Consider the following 17497-nt stretch of genomic DNA (forward strand, 5'->3'; position numbering starts at 1 on the left):
AACGCATGAAACGCGTCGCGCTCGGCCTGCTGTGCGCGGCGGCGGCGCTGTATGCGCTGGCCAGCGCGCTGCACGGCCAGCACCCGGCCTGGGGCTACGTGGCGGCCTTTGCCGAGGCCGCGATGGTCGGCGCCATTGCCGACTGGTTCGCGGTGGTGGCGCTGTTTCGCCACCCGCTGGGCCTGCCGATCCCGCACACGGCGATCATCCCGAGCAACAAGGACCGCATCGGTGCCAAGCTCGCGGGCTTCATCTGCGACAACTTCCTGAGCACCGCCCAGGTGCTGGCCAAGCTGCGCCAGTTCGATGCGGCGGGACGCATCGCCGAGTGGCTGGCCCGGCCCGCCAGCGGCGAGCGGCTCGGCGAATGGGGCGTGGCCGCCACGCGCTACGGCCTGGCCGCCTTCGACGACGAACGGGTGCGCGACTTCATGGGCCGCGCCGCCGCGGCCGGCCTGGCCAAGATCGACCTCTCGCGCCTCACCGGCCAGGCGCTCGATGCGCTCACGGCCGGCGGGCGCCACCAGGCGCTGCTCGACGACGTGCTGCAGCAGGTGGCCGAGCTGCTCGACGGCGAGGAGGTGCAGGCGCACATCACCGAGGCCATCGCGCGCGAGATCAAGACGCTGCGCTACGTGGGCCTGGACCAGGTGGCGGCCAAGCTCGCCACGCGCAAGATCGTGGCTGCCATCGCGCGCACGCTGGCCGAACTGGCGGCCGAGCCCGACCACCCGATGCGCCGGCGCTTCGACCATTTCGTGGACGACTTCGTGGTGCGCCTGAAGCTCGACCCCGAGTTCCAGCAGCGCGGCGAACAGATCCGCGCCGAGCTCATCGCGCACCCCGCGCTGGGCGACTACCTGCACGGCCTGTGGGGCGAATTGCTGGGCTGGCTGCACGACGACCTGGGGCGCCCCGACTCGACCATCCGCCAGCGCATCGCGACGATGGCCGGCGCGCTGGGCCAGCGGCTGCAGAACGACGCGGCCATCCGCGCCTGGATCAACGAGCAGCTCGAAGCCGCGGCGCCGGCGGCCATCGAGCGCTACCGCGAGGACATCCGCCGCTACATCGAGGAGCGCGTGGGCGAGTGGAACGCGCACGAGATGACCGACGAGCTCGAGCGCCACATCGGGCGCGACCTGCAGTTCATCCGCATCAACGGCACGCTGGTGGGCGGGCTGGTGGGGCTGCTGATCCACACGGCGACGCAGCTGCTGCGCGGCTGAAAAATCACCGGGCGCTGCGGGTTATCCGCAGCGGACGAAAGTCCGCGTCTTGTCCCGCGAGCGACTGCGCGGCCTCCTCCGGCTCCTAGACTGCGGGCGCACTGCCGCATCCACAACGCCAACCCCAGAGGAGATCGCCATGCCCCGTCGCTCGATCCGCGCAGCCGCGCTGACCGCCGCCCTCGCCCTGCTCGCCGCCTGCAGCTCGCTGTCGCCACCGCCCAAGCGCCCCGCCGCCTGGGCTGCGCCCGAGGTGCTCGTGGCCCCGTCGTCCTTCGCGGGCGTGCACGGCCTGGCCATCGATGCGAAGGGCCGGCTGCTCGCAGGCTCCGTGCTCGGCAACACGCTGTGGGAGGTCGACCGCCAGACCGGCGCCGCCAAGGTGCTGATCGATGCGCCCGAGGGCCAGGCCGACGACATCGCGGTCGGCCCGAAGGGCGAGCTGGCCTGGACCAACTACCTCATGGGCATGCTGCGCTACCGCGAGAACGACAGCGCGCCGCTGCGCGTGCTCGCCAAGGACCTGCCCGGCCTGAACTCCCTCGACTTCGATCGCAAGAACGGCAAGCTCTACGCCTCGCAGGTGTTCCTGGGCGACGCGCTGTGGGAAATCGACCGCGAAGGCAAGCAGCCGCCCCGACTCATCAAGAAGGACATGGGCGGCTTCAACGGCTTCGAGGTCGGGCCCGACGGCCTGCTCTACGGCCCGCTGTGGTTCAAGGGCCAGGTCGTGAAGATCGACCCGGCGAACGGCAACCTGACCGTGATCGCCGACGGCTTCAAGATCCCGGCGGCCGCCAACCTCGACGGCAAGGGCAACCTGTGGGTGGTCGATGCGCGCAGCGGCGAGCTGGTGAAGGTGGACCTCGCCACGGGCCGCAAGACCGTCGCCAAGCAGCTGCGTCCGTCGCTCGACAACCTGGCCATCGCCAAGGACACGCCCGACGGGACGATCTACGTCTCGAACATGGCCAACAACGAGGTGCAGGCCTTCAACCCCGCCACCGGCGAGCTGCGCACGCTCACCAGCGGCAAGGTGGCGGTGCCCGCGGGCCTGAAGATCGACGGCAACGACCTGTGGGTGGCCGACGTCTTCGGCTTCCGGCAGGTCGATGTGCGCACCGGCGAGGTGCGCGACGTGTTCCGCATGCAGCGCGACCCCGAGCTCGACTACCCCTTCGCGGTCGGCCTGTCGCCCAGGCTCTTCGCGCTCACCTCGTGGTTCACGGGCTCGGTGCAGCTGGTCGACCGCCAGACGCTGAAGACGGTCGAGACGATCCACGGCCTGAAGGCCCCGTTCGACGCGCTGCCCATGCCCGACGGCAGCGTGATCTACGCCGAACTCGCCACCGGCAGCATCACCCGCGCCAGCGGGCCGAAGTTTGCAGAGAAGTCAGTGCTGGCTAGCGGCCTGAACGGCCCGGTGCAACTGGTGGTCGGCCAGGACGGCGCGCTCTACGTGACCGAGGCCGCCGGCAAGCTGCTGCGCATTCCGCTGGACGCCAGCGCGCCGCTGCGCACCGTGGCCGACGGGCTGGCGCTGCCCGAGGGCCTGGCCCAGACGCCGTGGGGCAGCTTCATCGTGGCCGAGAGCGCGGCGCGCCGGCTGGTCGAGATCGACCCGGCCACCGGCACCCGCCGCACCGTCGCCGAGAACCTGCCCATCGGCCTGGCGGCCGGGCCCGGCCTGCCCCCGCCCTACGTGGTGACGGGCGTGGCCGTGGGCCGCGACGGCACGGTCTACGTGGCGGCCGACAGGAACAATTCGATCTATCGAATTCGTCCTGTTATTCAGGGTAACAATTAGTACAAGTTTCTGTTTACTTTTATAAACACATATTACAAACTGGTCGGGACGCGTCGCAGCGTTCCGATCGCATAGGGCAGTCGGGGTCTGCGAAGCGCTCTTTCCGAAGGGACATCGCATGACTCCACTCGTCGTAGGCCAAGTGCTATCGCCCGAATACTCCCTGGGGCTGGTCGCGCTTTCGTTCGTCATTTCCTTCTTCGGCTCGCTGGTGGCCCTGATCTGTGCCGGGCGCATGGTCGGCGCCGACGGCAAACCCAACCTGGCCATCGTGGCCTGCGCCGCGGTGGCGCTGGGGGGCATCGGCATCTGGTCGATGCACTTCATCGGCATGCTGGCCTACCGGCTGCCCTTCGGCATCGCCTACAACATGCCGCTGACCATCGTGTCGCTGGTGGCGGCCATCCTGATCTCGGGCATTGCGCTGTACCTGGCGGGCGGGCGCGCCAAGTTCAGCCGCTCGGGCTGGCTGGCGGGCAGCCTGCTGGCGGGCCTGGGCGTGTGCGTGATGCACTACATGGGCATGTTCGCGATGAACATGCGGGCCACGATGAGCTTCGACTTCAGCATGGTCGCGCTGTCGGTGGTCATCGCCATCACGGCCGCCGCCGCGGCGCTGTGGCTGGCCTTCAACCTGCGCAAGCTGAGCCACCAGGTGGCCGCCGCCGCCGTGATGGGCGTGGCGGTGTGCACCATGCACTACGTGGGCATGAGCGCGGCCAGCATGATCTGCACGGCGGCCGCCCCGGTCGACGCGCTCTCGCTGGGCGGCAGCTACATGGGCCTCACGGTGTTCGGCACGGCCGGCGCGGTGCTGATCTTCATCTACTGGGTGGTCACGGGCAGCAGCCTCGACGCCGCGCCCGCTGCACAACGGCGCGTGCGCCCCAGCTAGTTGGCGCAAGCGGGCCAGGGGCCCGCCTCCTAAAGTCTGTGCGAAACGACACGCGCGCACCGCACAGACCCCCATGCCCTTCCTCGAATCCCGGCTGCACACCGCCGGAGACAGCTACCAGGCCAACCGCGCCAGCATGCTCTCGCTGCTGGAGCAGGTCCGGTCCCACGAAGCCCGCGCCGTGGCCGCCTCCAGCGCCTCGGCCGAGCGCTTCGCCAAGCGCGGCCAGCTGCTGCCGCGCGAACGGCTCGCGCTGCTGCTGGACACCGGCGCGCCCTTCCTGCCGCTGGCCACGCTGGCGGGCCTGGGCCAGGACAACCCCGACCTCGCCAAGAGCGTGCCCGGCGGCGGCCTGATCGCCGGCATCGGGCGCGTGGCGGGCGTGCGCTGCATGATCAGCGCCTCCGACTCCGGCATCGACGCCGGCGCGCTGCAGCCCATGGGCCTGGACAAGCAGCTGCGCCTGCACGAGATCGCGCTGGAGAACAAGCTGCCCTTCATCCAGCTGGTGGAAAGCGCGGGCGCCAACCTCATGCAGTACCGCGTGCAGGACTTCGTGCGCGGCGGCAACATCTTCCGCAACCTCGCGCGGCTCTCGGCCGCGGGCCTGCCGGTGGTGACCGTGACGCACGGCTCGTCGACCGCGGGTGGCGCCTACCAGACGGGCCTGTCGGACTACATCGTGATGGTGCGCGACCGCACGCGGGCCTTCCTGGCCGGGCCGCCGCTCTTGAAGGCCGCCACCGGCGAGATCGCCACCGAGGAAGAACTGGGCGGCGCCGTCATGCACACCCACATCTCGGGCCTGGGCGACTACCTGGCCGAGGACGACCGCGACGCGCTGCGCATCGCGCGCGCCATCCTCGGCGGCATCGACTGGGCGCGCGACGAGGTGCCGCGCACCTTCGCGCCGCCGCGCCACGACGCCGAAGAGCTGATGGGCCTCATGCCCGCCGACGGCCGCCGGCCGGTGGACATGCGCGAGGTCATCGCGCGCATCGCCGACGGCTCGGAGTTCCTGGCCTTCAGCGAGCACTACGGCAGCGCCACGGTCTGCGGCCACATCCGCCTCGAAGGCCACGCGGTGGGCATCATCACCAACAACGGCCCCATCGATTCCGACGGCGCCACCAAGGCCACGCACTTCATCCAGGCCTGCTGCCAGTCGCGCACGCCCATCGTCTACCTGCAGAACATCACGGGCTACATGGTGGGCCGCGCGCACGAGGAGGCCGGCATCATCAAGCACGGCGCCAAGATGATCCAGGCCGTGACCAGCGCCAACGTGCCGCAGATCACGCTGCACTGCGGCGCCTCGTACGGCGCGGGCAACTACGGCATGTGCGGTCGCGGCTTTGCGCCGCGCTTCTGCTTCAGCTGGCCCAACGCGCGCACCGCCGTGATGGGCGGCGAGCAGGCGGCGCAGACCATGGCCATCGTGATGGAGGCCGGCATGGCGCGCAAGGGCGCTGTCGATCGCGACAAGATCGACGCGATGCAGCGCCAGATCGTCGAGCGCTTCGAGCGCCAGATGAGCGTCTTCACCACCAGCGCACTGCTGCTCGACGACGGCGTGATCGACCCGCGCGACACGCGCGCCGTGCTGGCCGAGGCGCTGTCGATCTGCCGCGACGCCGAGGCGCGTGCGCCGCAACCCATGCAGTTTTCGGTGGCACGGCCATGAGCACCTTTCACAAGATCCTGATCGCCAACCGCGGCGAGATCGCCGTGCGCGTGATGCGCACCGCGCGCGCCATGGGCTACCGCACGGTCGCCGTGTACTCGCGTGCCGATGCAGACGCCGAGCACGTGCGCCAGGCCGACGAGTCGGTGTTCATCGGCGAGCCGCTGCCCGCGCAGAGCTACCTGGCCATCGAATCGATCGTTGCCGCGGCCCGCGCCAGCGGTGCCGACGCGGTGCATCCGGGCTACGGCTTCCTCGCCGAGAACGCCGCGTTCGCGCAGGCCTGCCGCGACGCGGGGCTGGTCTTCATCGGGCCATCGCCCGAGGCCATCGTCGCGATGGGCGACAAGGCCGGCGCCAAGCGGCTCATGCAGGCGGCCGGCGTGCCGTGCATTCCCGGCTACCAGGGCGACGATCAAAGCACCGCCACGCTGGCCGCCGAGGCCGAGCGCATCGGCTGGCCCGTGATGATCAAGGCCACGGCCGGCGGCGGCGGGCGCGGCATGCGGCTCGTGACCTCGGCCGGCGCCTTTGCCGAGCAATTGCAGAGCGCGCAGTCCGAGGCGCTGCATGCCTTCGGCGACGCCACCGTGATCCTGGAGCGCGCCATCGTCGCGCCGCGCCACATCGAGATCCAGGTGTTTGCCGACCGCCACGGTCACGCGATTCACCTCGGCGAGCGCGACTGCTCGGTGCAGCGGCGTCACCAGAAGGTGATCGAGGAAGCACCCTCGCCGGCCGTCGATGCCGCGCTGCGCGCGCGCATGGGCGCCACCGCCGTGGCCGCCGCGAAAGCCATCGCCTACGAAGGCGCGGGCACGCTCGAGTTTCTGCTCGACGCGCAGGGCCAGTACTGGTTCATGGAAATGAACACGCGGCTGCAGGTGGAGCACCCCGTGACCGAAGCGGTGACGGGCCTCGACCTCGTCGAACTGCAGCTGCGCGTGGCGGCCGGCGAGCCGCTGCCGCTGACGCAGGACGATGTGCGCATCACCGGCCACGCGATCGAGGTGCGGCTGTGCGCCGAAGACCCGCAGCAGGGATTCCTGCCGCAGAGCGGCACGCTCACGGCGTGGCGCCCGTCGTCCACGCTGCGCACCGAACACGCGCTGCGCGACGGCGTCGAGGTGCCGCCCTTCTACGACTCGATGATCGCCAAGCTCATCGCGTCGGGTCGCACGCGCGACGAAGCGCGGCAGCGGCTGCTGGCGGGCCTGCGCGACACGGTGGCGCTCGGCCTGCCGACCAACCAGGCGCTGCTGCAGCGCGCGCTCGCGCACCCGGTGTTCGCAAGCGGCGGTGCGACCACCGCCTTCGTCGGCGACCACCTCGACGCGCTGCTCGCCGCCGACACCGCGAGCGACACGCGCGCCGCCCTGCTCGCGGCCCTGCTGCTGCAGACCGGCGAACGCGGCTGGCCCTCGCCGCTGGCGCACACGCTGCCCAACGCCTTGCGCTTTGCGCTCGACGGCGCCGTGCACACGGCGCGCGTGACGCCGCGCGGCGCGGCGCATTTCGAGGTCGTGCTGGACGACACCGCGCCGGCCACGCTCGCGCTGCTGGCGCTGTCGGACGACGGCCTGCTGCGCTTCGCCTGCGACGGCGTGGCCGCGCAGGCATGGGTGGTGCGGCGCGGCGAACGCACGGACCTCCACTTCGACGGCCGCGCCCACCGCCTCGACGACCTCACGCACGTGGCCGTCCCGCGCGCCGGCGCGGGCGGCGGCGACGGCCTGCTGCGCGCGTCGATGAACGGCCGCGTGGTCGCGCTGCTCGCCGCCGAGGGCGACACCGTCTCGGCCGGCCAGCCGCTGGTCACGCTCGAAGCCATGAAGATGGAACACGTGCACTGCGCACCGCGCGCGGGCCGCGTCGCGGCGCTGCATGTGGCCGTGGGCACGCAGGTGGCCGCGCGCCACATCGTGGCCGAGATCGCCGAGGCCTGAAGGCCCCTCCCCTTTTTCGAGAACCTGTCGAATGAACGCACCCCACTACCGCTCCGTTTTCGCGCCCGGCCTGTTCGCCGGGCAATGCATCGTCGTCACCGGCGGCGGCTCGGGCATCGGCCGCTGCACCGCGCACGAGCTGGCCTCGCTCGGCGCCCACGTCGTGCTGGTCGGGCGCAAGCCCGAGAAGCTCGACGCGGTGCGCGCCGAGATCGAGGCCGCCGGCGGCAACGCCAGCACGCAGGCCTTCGACATCCGCCAAGAAGACGCCGTGCGCGAGGCGGTGAAGGCCATCGTCGCGGCGCACGGGCGCATCGACGGGCTGGTCAACAACGCGGGCGGCCAGTACATCACGCCGCTGTCCGCCATCTCGGCCAAGGGCTGGGAGGCGGTGATCCACACCAACCTCACGGGCGGCTTCCTGGTGGCGCGCGAGTGCTACCTGCAGAGCATGCAGGCCCACGGCGGCGCCATCGTCAACATCGTGGCCGACATCTGGGGGTCGATGCCGAACATGGGCCACAGCGGCGCCGCGCGCGCCGGCATGGTGAGCTTCACCGAGACCGCCGCCGCCGAATGGGCCGTGAGCGGCGTGCGCGTGAACGCCGTGGCGCCGGGCTACATCGCCTCCAGCGGCATGGACCACTACCCGCCCGAGGCCGGCGACATGCTGCGCGCCATGCGCAAGACCGTGCCGGCCGGCCGCTTCGGCAACGAGGCCGAGACCTCCGCCGCCATCGCCTTCCTGCTGGGCCCGGCCGCCGCGTTCATCAGCGGCACCGTGCTGCGCGTGGACGGCGCACGCCCGCAGGCGCGCATGGGCTGGCCCATGGCGCTGCCCGACGCGCAAGCGCAGCAGCGCCCCGCGGTGCGGCCCTACGACGGCTTTCACCTCGCGCAGACACCGCGCGTGTTCCAGGACAAGTAACGAGCGAACGAACGGAGACCAGTGATGCAGTACACCCATGAACACCTCGAGATGCAGAACACCCTGCGCCGGTTCATCGACGAGGAGATCAACCCCCGCGTCGACGAATGGGAAGAGGCCGAGATCTTTCCCGCGCACGAGGTCTTCAAGAAGCTCGGCAACCTCGGCCTGCTGGGCCTGAACAAGCCCGAGGCCTTCGGCGGTGCCGGCCTCGACTATTCGTTCGCGATGGCCTTCGCCGAGGGCCTGGGCCACATCAGCTGCGGCGGCGTGCCGATGGCCATCGGCGTGCAGACCGACATGTGCACGCCCGCGCTCGCACGCTTCGGCAGCGACGAACTGCGCCGCGAGTTCCTGGTGCCCGCCATCGCGGGCGACACGGTCGGCTGCATCGGTGTCAGCGAGCCCGGCGCGGGCAGCGACGTGGCGGGCCTGAAGACCTACGCGAAGAAGGACGGCGACGACTACCTCATCACCGGCCAGAAGATGTGGATCACCAACAGCCTGCAGGCCGACTGGATGTGCATGCTGGTCAACACCAGCGAGGGCCCGGTGCACCGCAACAAGTCGCTCGTGATGGTGCCGATGAACCTGCCCGGCATCGAGAAGGCCAAGAAGATCCGCAAGATCGGCATGGACTCGAGCGACACCGGCCTCATCTACTTCGACAACGTGCGCGTGCCGCAGCGCTACCGCATCGGCGAGGAGGGCCAGGGCTTCGTCTACCAGATGCAGCAGTTCCAGGAAGAGCGCCTGTGGTGCGCGGCCAGCTCGCTCGCACCGATGGACGACTGCATCACGCAGACCATCGAATGGGCGCAGCAGCGCCAGATGTTCGGCGCCACGCTGGCCGACCAGCAGTGGGTGCAGTTCAAGCTGGCCGAGCTCAAGACCGAGGTGGAAGCGCTGCGCGCCCTCACCTACCGCGCCTGCGACCTGCACGTGAAGGGCGAGGACGTGCTCGAGCTCGCCTCGATGGCCAAGCTCAAGACCGGCCGCCTCACGCGCCAGGTGGCCGACACCTGCCTGCAGTTCTGGGGCGGCATGGGCTTCACGCTGGAGAACCGCGTCTCGCGCCTGTACCGCGACGGCCGCCTGGGCTCGATCGGCGGCGGCGCCGACGAGGTGATGCTCGGCATCCTCGCCAAGACCATGGGCATCGCCAAGCGCCCGCCGCGCGGCTGACCGCCATGGACGCGGAACTGCAGGCCGACCGTGCGGCGCTCGCCGACACGGTGCGCCGCTTCGCCCAGGCCGAGATCGCACCGAACGTGCAGGCCTGGGACGAGGCCGGCGAATTCCCGCGCGCGCTGTACGCCCGCGCGGCCGAGCTGGGCCTGCTGGGCCTGGGCTATCCGGAAGCACTCGGCGGCACGCCGGCCTCGTATGCGCTGAAGCTGCCGGCGTGGGGCGCGCTCGCGCGCCACGGCCAGAGCGGCGGCGTGCTCGCGAGCCTGTTCTCGCACAACATCGGCCTGCCGCCCGTGGTGCTGCATGCGAGCGACGCGGTGCGCCACGAGGTCGTGCCGGCCGTGCTGCGCGGCGAAAAGATCGCCGCGCTCGCGATCACCGAACCCGGCGGCGGCTCCGACGTGGCCGCGGTGCGCACGACGGCCAAGCGCGACGGCGACCACTACGTGCTCAACGGCGAGAAGACCTTCATCACCTCGGGCATGCGCGCCGACTGGATCACCGTGGCCGTGCGTACCGGCGAAGGCCGCGGCGCGGGCGGGCTCTCGATGCTGCTGGTGCCGGGCGACGCGCCCGGCCTTTCGCGCACCCGGCTCGCGAAGATGGGCTGGCTGTGCTCCGACACCGCCACGCTGCACTTCGACAACGTGCGCGTGCCCGCGCGCTACCTGCTCGGCGAAGAAGGCGGCGGGTTCCGCATGGTCATGGGTAACTTCAACGGCGAGCGCGTCGGGCTCGCGGCCGGCGCGCTGGGCTTCGCGCAGGCCTGCCTGGACGAGGCGCTGGCCTGGTCGCGCGAGCGCAAGACCTTCGGCGCCGCGCTCATCGAACACCAAGCGGTGCGCCACAAGCTGGTCGACATGCAGATGCGCATCGCCTCGACCGAGGCCTGGCTCGAGGCCGTGTCCGCCGAGGGCGACGCGCACGAGGCGGCGGGCCGCATCAACGCGCCCGAGTGGGTGGCGCAGGTCTGCCTGCTCAAGAACCACGCCACGCAGACCATGCAGTTCTGCGCCGACCAGGCGGTGCAGATCCTCGGCGGCATGGGCTTCATGCGCGGCACCGTGAGCGAGCGCGTCTACCGCGAGGTCAAGGTGATGATGATCGGCGGCGGCGCCGAGGAGATCATGAAGGAGCTGGCGGCGCGCCAACTCGGGTGGGTGTAGCGGCGGCGCCGACCTTTCTTCCGGCCCGACCGGAACGCCGCTGCGCAGCGGGTGTCCAACCGTTCAGCACCTTTGCTGAGTCGCGGGAGATCACCATGCTCTCTTTCACTTATGGCATCGGCGCCGTCGTTCTGGTCCTGCTGGCGGCGCTGCTCTTTTCGGCGATATGGATCTTCCGGGAGTACGAGCGCGGCATCGTGTTCACCCTGGGGCGCTTCTCGAAGGTGGCAGGGCCCGGGCTGGTGTTCGTGATTCCGGCCATCCAGCAGGTGGTGCGCGTCGACCTGCGCACCGTGGTGCTCGAAGTGCCGACGCAGGATGTGATCTCGCGCGACAACGTGTCGGTGAAGGTCAGCGCGGTCGTCTACTTCCGCATCGTCGATGCGGCCAAGGCCATCATCGAGGTCAAGGACTTCTTCAACGCCACCAGCCAGCTGGCCCAGACCACGCTGCGCTCGGTGCTCGGCAAGCACCAGCTGGACGACATGCTGGCCGAACGCGAAAAGCTCAACCTGGATGTGCGCGAATCGCTGGACGTGCAGACGGCGTCATGGGGCATCAAGGTGTCGAACGTCGAAATCAAGCAGATCGACCTCACCGAATCCATGATCCGCGCCATCGCACGGCAGGCCGAGGCGGAACGCGAACGCCGCGCCAAGGTGATCCATGCCGAGGGCGAGCTGCAGGCGTCCGATAAACTGTTCCAGGCCGCGCGCGTGCTGGCGCAGGAGCCGCAGGCCATCCAGCTGCGCTACCTGGAGACGCTCACGGTGATCGGCTCGGACAAGAACACGACCATCGTGTTTCCGCTGCCGGTGGACCTGATGGCGAGCTTTCTCGGCAAGCAGCACGCATAGCGTGCAACGCACGGAAGCGGAAAGCCATTCGAAGCACCCGCTGGCATCCCTTCATGCCGGCTGACGCCTGACGCGCGTCAGTCCGCGTCTTCCCCACCGCCCGCCTGTGCGGCCAGCGCGGCCGCGGCGCGCAGCTTGTCCTTCTTGCTCGGCCGCGCGCCCTTGATCCCGCCGTTGCCCGAGGTGTCGACCACCACCGGTGCCGTCTCGGTCGGCTCGAAGCCCGCGATGCGCTCGCGCGGCACGCGCTGGCCCTGACGCTTCTCGATCAGGCGGAAGTGCGCCTCGGTGGTGGGGCTCACGAAGCTGATCGCCAGCCCGCTCGCGCCCGCGCGACCGGTGCGGCCGATGCGGTGGATGTAGTCGGTGGGCGAACGCGGCAGGTCGTAGTTGATGACCACGGGCAGCTGCGCGATGTCCAGGCCGCGCGCCGCCAGGTCGGTGGCGATCACCACGTCCCAACGGCTCTGCTTGAACTGCGCCAGGATGTCGCGGCGCGTGCCCTGCGCGATGTCGCCGTGAAAGGGCACGGCGTAGATGCCGTTGCGATACAGCTTCTCGGCCACGGTCTGTGCGGCATGCTGCGTGGCGACGAACACCAGCACGCGGTCCCAGGTGCCTTCGTTGTCCTTCAGCAGCTGGCGCAGCAGCTGGGTGCGGCGGGCGGCGTCGACCTCGATGGCGCGCTGCACGATGTCGGGCCGGGTGCCGGGCTCGCCCTGCACGTCGACCAGGGCCGGGTCGTGCAGTTCTGCGCCGACCAGGCGGTGCAGATCCTCGGCGGCATGGGCTTCATGCGCGGCACGGTGAGCGAGCGCATCTACCGCGAGGTCAAGGTGATGATGATCGGCGGCGGGGCCGAGGAGATCATGAAGGAGCTGGCGGCGCGGCAGCTGGGGTGGGTGTAGCCGATCGGATGTCGGGGAGCCCAGGGCTCCCCTCCACCCACCCGCAACCGCCGATCAACAAGCCTCAGTACAGGTAGACCGCGCCGGACTCCGGGCCGCTGTTGTCTGCCTGATTGCCATTGATGCCTGTGGTTCCACCATCTTCACGAGGGGCGCCCACGGCCAGCAGGGACCCATCGCCAGACATGGCCACGGAGAGTCCAAACATGTCCGCCATCTCGACGTTCGGTGCCTTGATGAACGCTTGATGCATGAAGCTGCCGTGCCGGTTGTCGTACAAATGGACAGCACCGGAAAGGAAGGTGTTTCCAGGCGTGGGATTGCCATTGATGCCGGAAGAATCCGCGCTGTCGCCCGAAGACCCTACGGCCAGCAATGAGCCGTCCGCCGACAAGGCCACGGACGAACCGAAAACGGCTGATGCATGTGTGTTGGAGGCCTTGACGTAGCTTTCGAGTGGCCACGCATCGGCGTTGCGGGTGAACGTAAACACGGCCCCGGCAGACTGCACGACAGGCGAAGAGGGATCGAATCCCCCCACGTTCTTGCCCGCATTCGTTTCGCCCGTAGAGCCCACGGCCAAGCGGCTGCCGTTGGCGTTCAGCGCAACCGCGTTGCCGAAGAAAGCGAAAGCTTGCGGTGTCCCCGCCTTGAGGTACGCCGATTGCGTCCACGTCCCGCTCGACGCCCCGTACACATAGACCGCGCCAGCCAACAGGGCCGAATTGTCTGCACCATTGCCGACGGCGCCGCTCGACTCGCCGATCGCACCCACGGCCAGCACCTTGCCGTCTCCGGACAAGGCCACCGCGCCGCCAAACTGGTCGCCCAGATCACGGTTGTGCGCCTGCACCCTGGCCTCCAAAGCCCATGCTCCGCCGTTGCGCTGGAAGACATAGGCATATCCGTGGTTCACATCACTCACGTCGTGAGGGGCTCCCACCGCCACCGTGCGCCCATCATCGGAAATGGACACATCCCTGCCGAAGTTCCCGCGGTGCGCTGACCCCTTCAGGTAGGCCTGCTGCGTCCAGTTGTCGCCCGAGCGCTCGAAGACATACGCGGCACCTACCCCCACCTGGCTGTTGTCGGAAGGGTCACCCGAAACGCTGGCCTCGCTCGGTGCGCCAACAATCAGGACCGAGCCGTCCCTGGACAGCTTCAAGGAGGCGCCGAACTCGTCGTCGATGTCGGCATTTGCAGCCGTCAGCGTCGCTTGCATTCGCCATTTGTTGGTTCCGGCACGCGAAAACACATGCACTTCGCCCGTCCTGGCCGTCGCCGCGGCCATGACCTTGCCGTCTCCGGAGAGCGCGACCCGGTTCCCAAAGGAACTTCCGATTTTGGACACCGGTGCCTTGAAATAGCCGATGGCCTTGCTTAGATCAACTTGCAGCGGCGAAGACACCGCGCTGCAGCCCGAGGCGTTGCATGCGGCCACCCCAAACACGGGGGGAAAGACCACGTCCGCTCTCGACAACAGAAGTGCGTCCTGGTACTCGTAGCTCGTCGAGCCGATGTTGTCGACCTTCGGCGTGATGAACAGGCCCAGGGACGCCTCGAACAACCGGTAGTGCGTGGCCCCTGCACTGGCGTTCCAGGCGAACTTGTAGGTCTTGATGTCGTAGCCGACGCTCAGACCCGTGGGCACCGAAGGCACAGGTGGGGGACCGACATTCACGCAGGTCACGGCAACGCTGCCGACGGCGCCCTCCACACGCCCTTCTCCCTGCGCGACCGTGCAGGTCTGCGATGCCGGTTGTGTGCGCACCGTCACACGATAGGCACTGCCGAGCGGAAGAACGGACGCAAACCGGAAACTCCCGCTTCCGCTCAGGCTCAGGTCGTCCCCGTCATTGTTCTGCAGCACCACCGTGCCCGTCAGCCCCGAGACCGTGCCGCCGAGTTCGAATGTCTGGTGGGAACACACGACACGCACGCTGTCGACAGGTCCCGCTGCGGAGCCGACGCCGCCATTGACCGCGCAGGTCTGACCGGTGGGCTGACGTGCCACGGTCACTGCATAGGGATTTCCTGCGGGGACTTGCTTGGCGAATTTGAAGGGGCCGCTGGCGCTCAGGTTCAGGTCATCGGACCCGTTGTTCTGCAGGACGACTGCGCCCGAAAGGCCAGCCACCTCGCCACCGATCACATATGAAGTCGCGCCGGGCGGATTGCCGCCCCCGATGACGAGCGGAGGCAACGCCGAGCCGCCCCCGCCGCCTCCACCGCCACCGCAGCCGATCAAGACCAATGCGACTGCGCTCGCAACCCATCCGCGGCCAAGCCATCCCCGTACGCGACGAACATTCGCCACGCCGCTGCTCACGACATTCCTCATCCTCGCTCCTCTTTTGATTGCGAGGGATGATACATATCGCTCCCCGCCAGACAGGGCGGGGCGATGCGGATTCGAAGCGCTGGCTAGTCGTTCGGCTCGGCGTCGTCGCGCTGCACGGCGGCGGCCAGCGCGGCCGCCGCGCGCAGCTTGTCCTTCTTGCTCGGCCGCGCACCCTTGATGCCGCCGTTGCCCGAGGTGTCGACCACCACCGGTGCCGTCTCGGTCGGCTCGAAGCCCGCGATGCGCTCGCGCGGCACGCGCTGGCCCTGACGCTTCTCGATCAGGCGGAAGTGCGCCTCGGTGGTGGGGCTCACGAAGCTGATCGCCAGCCCGCTCGCGCCCGCGCGACCGGTGCGGCCGATGCGGTGGATGTAGTCGGTGGGCGAACGCGGCAGGTCGTAGTTGATGACCACGGGCAGCTGCGCGATGTCCAGGCCGCGCGCCGCCAGGTCCGTGGCGATCACCACGTCCCAGCGGCTCTGCTTGAACTGCGCCAGGATGTCGCGGCGCGTGCCCTGCGCGATGTCGCCGTGGAAGGGCACGGCGTAGATGCCGTTGCGGTACAGCTTCTCGGCCACGGTCTGCGCGGCGTGCTGCGTGGCAACGAAGACCAGCACGCGGTCCCAGGTGCCTTCGTTGTCCTTCAACAGCTGGCGCAGCAGCTGGGTGCGGCGGGCGGCGTCGACCTCGATGGCGCGCTGCACGATGTCGGGCCGGGTGCCGGGCTCGCCCTGCACGTCGACCAGGGCCGGGTCGTGCAGCATGTCGTCGGCCAGCGCCTGGATGGCGATCGGGAAGGTGGCCGAAAAGAGCAGGTTCTGGCGCCGCGCGGGCAGCAGCGCCAGGATGCGCTGCAGCTCCTCGGCAAAGCCCAGGTCGAACAGGCGGTCGGCCTCGTCGAGCACGAGCGTCGACACGGCGTCGAGCGCGAGCGCGTTGTGTTCGACCAGGTCGAGCAACCGGCCGGGCGTGGCGACCACGATGTCGGCGCCGCCGCGCAGCCGCATCATCTGCGGGTTGATCGAGACGCCGCCGACCGCGACGACGATCTTCAGGCGCTCGGGCAGGTGCCGTGCGAAATCTTCCAGCGTCTCGCCCACTTGGGCCGCGAGTTCGCGCGTGGGCACGAGCACCAGCGCGCGCAGCCGGCGCGACGCCGACGCGGCGGGCTCCACGGCCAGGCGCTGCAGCAGCGGCAGGGAAAATGCGGCCGTCTTGCCGGAGCCGGTCTGTGCCGAGCCCCGCAGGTCGCGGCCCTGCAAAATGGCAGGGATGGCCGCCGCCTGGATGGCGGTCGGCGCGGCAAAGCCGCTCGCGGCGGCCGCTTGCGCGAGCGCGGGGGTCAGGCCCAGGGTATCGAATGGCATGGAACGGGCACCGGGAAAAAGAGAGAGATCGAAAGAAAGACGGATCGAATGGGAACGATGAAGAACAGCCGCACCGGCAGCACGCTGGTGTACTCCACCGAGGCGGGCGGGCGCATGTGCCCCGACTGCGGCGCCCCGATGGCGCAATGCCGCTGCAAGGAACTCGCGAAGGCCCGCACGGCGGCCACGGACGGCATTGTCCGCGTATCGCACGAGACCAAGGGCCGAAAGGGCAAGGGCGTGACCGTGGTCAAGGGCCTGCCGCTCGACGCGGCGGCGCTGGCGGCCGTGGGCAAGCAGCTGAAAGCGGCCTGCGGCACGGGCGGCACGGTGAAGGACGGCACCGTGGAGATCCAGGGCGATCACCGCGAGGTGGTCATCGCCGCCCTCGTGAAGCAGGGCCACACGGTCAAGCGCGCGGGCGGCTGAAGATCGCATGAACCCCGAAGACCTGCAGCGCCTGGTGACGCTCGAAATGCCTTTTGGCAAGCACAAGGGCACGCTGATTGCCGATTTGCCCGGAAATTACCTGACCTGGTTTGCGCGCGAGGGTTTTCCCGCGGGAGAAATTGGCCGGCTGCTCGCTTTGATGCATGAAATAGACCACAACGGCCTGTCCGACCTCCTGAAACCGTTGCGAAACCGCCCGTCGGGTCGGAATGTTTCTCGATAACACAAGATTTCCCCCCTTTTTTCGGAAATCGGGCCGGATAATCCGGCTCACGTGTCTGCGAGCTTCGGCTCCCGTGCACGTAATTTGGTGATCGGTCAGTTTCGCGCCACAGCGCATTAGTTTGTTGTGATTCTGGGACTCCATCGCTTTGTGTTTTTTTGGTTTGAATTAGGAGTCCCTCCATGGGCAAGAAACTTTACGTGGGCAACCTCGCCTACTCCGTGCGTGACAACGACCTGGAACAGGCTTTCGGCGAGTTCGGCTCGATCGTCAGCGCCAAGGTCATGATGGAACGTGACACCGGCCGTTCGAAGGGCTTCGGCTTCGTCGAAATGGGCACGGACGCTGAAGCACTCGCAGCTGTCGAAGGCATGAACGGCGCATCGCTGCAGGGCCGCGCCCTGACGGTGAACGAAGCCCGTCCGATGGAAGCACGTCCCCCCCGCACCGGCGGTGGTGGCGGCTACGGCGGTGGTGGCGGCGGCGGCTACGGTGGTGGCGGCGG

The 17497-nt window shown here is 69.2% G+C and carries 14 protein-coding genes and 2 pseudogenes; 13 read left to right on the plus strand and 3 right to left on the minus strand.

Features of this window, described 5'->3' with window-relative positions; all coding sequences use genetic code 11:
• The first annotated feature begins 5 nt into the window (after positions 1-5).
• From AC07XP_RS04920 to AC07XP_RS04960, 9 genes are all read left to right on the plus strand, one after another.
• Positions 6-1229: a DUF445 domain-containing protein gene (locus AC07XP_RS04920; protein ID WP_492700240.1), complete on the plus strand. Its 1224-nt coding sequence runs from the start codon at positions 6-8 to the stop codon at positions 1227-1229.
• 139 nt (positions 1230-1368) lie between these two features.
• Entirely contained in the window at positions 1369-3036 is a 1668-nt protein-coding gene (locus AC07XP_RS04925) for a Vgb family protein (protein ID WP_495263985.1), read from the plus strand.
• A gap of 118 nt (positions 3037-3154) precedes the next feature.
• Positions 3155-3931: an MHYT domain-containing protein gene (locus AC07XP_RS04930; RefSeq protein WP_062472795.1), complete on the plus strand. Its 777-nt coding sequence runs from the start codon at positions 3155-3157 to the stop codon at positions 3929-3931.
• Between the two features lie 73 nt (positions 3932-4004).
• Complete coding sequence (locus AC07XP_RS04935) at positions 4005-5615, plus strand: acyl-CoA carboxylase subunit beta (protein WP_495263986.1); 1611 nt, start codon at positions 4005-4007, stop codon at positions 5613-5615.
• Positions 5612-7561 carry an acetyl/propionyl/methylcrotonyl-CoA carboxylase subunit alpha gene (locus tag AC07XP_RS04940; RefSeq protein WP_495263987.1) on the plus strand — a complete coding sequence of 650 codons (1950 nt, stop codon included), beginning with the start codon at positions 5612-5614 and terminating at the stop codon, positions 7559-7561. The genes AC07XP_RS04935 and AC07XP_RS04940 overlap by 4 nt, the downstream gene beginning before the upstream one ends.
• Before the next feature lie 31 nt (positions 7562-7592).
• On the plus strand, positions 7593-8489 hold the full coding sequence (locus AC07XP_RS04945; RefSeq protein ID WP_495263988.1) for an SDR family NAD(P)-dependent oxidoreductase: 897 nt from the start codon (positions 7593-7595) through the stop codon (positions 8487-8489).
• A 24-nt stretch (positions 8490-8513) separates the two neighbouring features.
• Positions 8514-9674 carry an acyl-CoA dehydrogenase family protein gene (locus tag AC07XP_RS04950; RefSeq protein WP_062472787.1) on the plus strand — a complete coding sequence of 387 codons (1161 nt, stop codon included), beginning with the start codon at positions 8514-8516 and terminating at the stop codon, positions 9672-9674.
• Positions 9675-9679: 5 nt separating this feature from the next.
• Positions 9680-10846: an acyl-CoA dehydrogenase family protein gene (locus tag AC07XP_RS04955; protein WP_495263989.1), complete on the plus strand. Its 1167-nt coding sequence runs from the start codon at positions 9680-9682 to the stop codon at positions 10844-10846.
• 95 nt (positions 10847-10941) lie between these two features.
• A complete protein-coding gene (locus tag AC07XP_RS04960; RefSeq protein ID WP_495263990.1) occupies positions 10942-11703 on the plus strand; it encodes a slipin family protein in 762 nt (253 codons plus the stop codon).
• 77 nt (positions 11704-11780) lie between these two features.
• Here AC07XP_RS04960 and AC07XP_RS04965 read toward each other — a convergent pair.
• Positions 11781-12452, minus strand: a pseudogene (locus tag AC07XP_RS04965) (helicase-related protein); the annotation flags it as partial.
• Here AC07XP_RS04965 and AC07XP_RS04970 point away from each other — a divergent pair.
• Positions 12441-12611, plus strand: a pseudogene (locus AC07XP_RS04970) (acyl-CoA dehydrogenase family protein); the annotation flags it as partial. The pseudogenes AC07XP_RS04965 and AC07XP_RS04970 overlap by 12 nt on opposite strands.
• A gap of 64 nt (positions 12612-12675) precedes the next feature.
• On the opposite strand, the gene AC07XP_RS04975 reads toward AC07XP_RS04970, so the two are convergent.
• On the minus strand, positions 12676-14940 hold the full coding sequence (locus tag AC07XP_RS04975; RefSeq protein WP_495263991.1) for a hypothetical protein: 2265 nt from the start codon (positions 14938-14940) through the stop codon (positions 12676-12678).
• Positions 14941-15035: 95 nt separating this feature from the next.
• Positions 15036-16319 carry a DEAD/DEAH box helicase gene (locus tag AC07XP_RS04980; RefSeq protein ID WP_495263992.1) on the minus strand — a complete coding sequence of 428 codons (1284 nt, stop codon included), beginning with the start codon at positions 16317-16319 and terminating at the stop codon, positions 15036-15038.
• Between the two features lie 48 nt (positions 16320-16367).
• On the opposite strand from AC07XP_RS04980, the gene AC07XP_RS04985 reads away from it, so the two are divergent.
• From AC07XP_RS04985 to rbp, 3 genes are all read left to right on the plus strand, one after another.
• Positions 16368-16748, plus strand: coding sequence for a translation initiation factor Sui1 (locus tag AC07XP_RS04985; RefSeq protein WP_062472780.1), 381 nt, complete (start codon positions 16368-16370; stop codon positions 16746-16748).
• A gap of 7 nt (positions 16749-16755) precedes the next feature.
• Positions 16756-16992 carry a DUF3820 family protein gene (locus AC07XP_RS04990; RefSeq protein ID WP_056584018.1) on the plus strand — a complete coding sequence of 79 codons (237 nt, stop codon included), beginning with the start codon at positions 16756-16758 and terminating at the stop codon, positions 16990-16992.
• Positions 16993-17174: 182 nt separating this feature from the next.
• Positions 17175-17497, plus strand: a 323-nt coding sequence (gene rbp / locus AC07XP_RS04995) for an RNA-binding regulator (RefSeq protein ID WP_495263993.1), incomplete at its 3' end; no start/stop codon positions are given.

The organism is Variovorax sp. GW531-E2, from assembly GCF_059423125.1.